Source organism: Micromonospora sicca (assembly GCF_003172935.1).
Lineage (GTDB): Bacteria > Actinomycetota > Actinomycetes > Mycobacteriales > Micromonosporaceae > Micromonospora > Micromonospora sicca.
This window is the reverse complement of the sequence record NZ_QGKS01000027.1, coordinates 1-858: the sequence shown is the minus strand read 5'-3', so window position 1 is coordinate 858 and position 858 is coordinate 1. Positions and strand designations below refer to the sequence as shown.

The 858-nt window shown below is 73.4% G+C and carries 1 protein-coding gene; it reads right to left on the bottom strand.

Features of this window, described 5'->3' with window-relative positions:
* Nucleotides 1-61: 61 nt before the first annotated feature.
* Nucleotides 62-858 (bottom strand): discoidin domain-containing protein (locus DKT69_RS00155; RefSeq protein ID WP_146230939.1); only part of this gene is annotated, 797 nt, incomplete at its 5' end.

The window sequence follows — 858 nt, the reverse complement described above, 5'->3', positions numbered from 1 at the left end:
ACCCGTCCGACCCGGCCACCGGCAACACCGTCACCATCACCTGCCCGGCGACCGGCCAGCGCTACCTGCGGCTGACCTGCACCGGCAACACCCGCTGGCCGGTCGCCGGGAAGGTGATGGTGACGGTGTTGCCGGTGGCCGGGTCGAACGGGTAGCCGGCGGACGCCTTCAGCGTCGAGTAGGAGGAGCCGTCGGGCGAGCCGAGCACGGCCAGGGTCTGGGTCCGGGTCTGCCAGGCCGACGACGGTGGCAGTTTCAGCACGATCCGGGACACCTGGCGGGTGGCGCCCAGGTCGACGGTGAGCGACTGCGGGAAGGCGTTGTTGGCGCTCTCCCAGTAGCTGCCGGCGTTGCCGTCCACCGCGTTCGCCGCCACGTACACGTCGGCGTGGCTGGTCTCGGTGACCGGCCGCCCGGCGGCGAGGTTCCCGCTCGGCGGCGGGGTGGTGGTGGGCGGGGGCGTGGTGGTCGTCGGGCCGTACACCTCGAACTCGGCGGCCTGGCCGGCCGGCCAGCCGGTGTTGCCGGTGAAGCTGAGCCGGACGAACCGGCGGTCGCCGGCCGGCAGGGGAATCGACACCGTGTTGCCGGACGCCGGGTCGAAGCCGTAGGCCGCCGACGCCTTCACCGTCGCGTACGCCGACCCGTCGGTCGAACCGAGCACCGACAGTGTCTGGCTGCGGCTCCCCCAGCCGGCCGGAAGCTTCAGCACCACCCGGTCGACCGGGCGCGCCGCGCCGAGGTCCACGGTCAGCGTCTGCGGGAAGGCGTTGTTGGCGCTCTCCCAGTAGCTGCCGGCGTTGCCGTCCACCGCGTTCGCCGCCACGTACGTCTGGGTGCTGCTCGACGCGGTCGCCG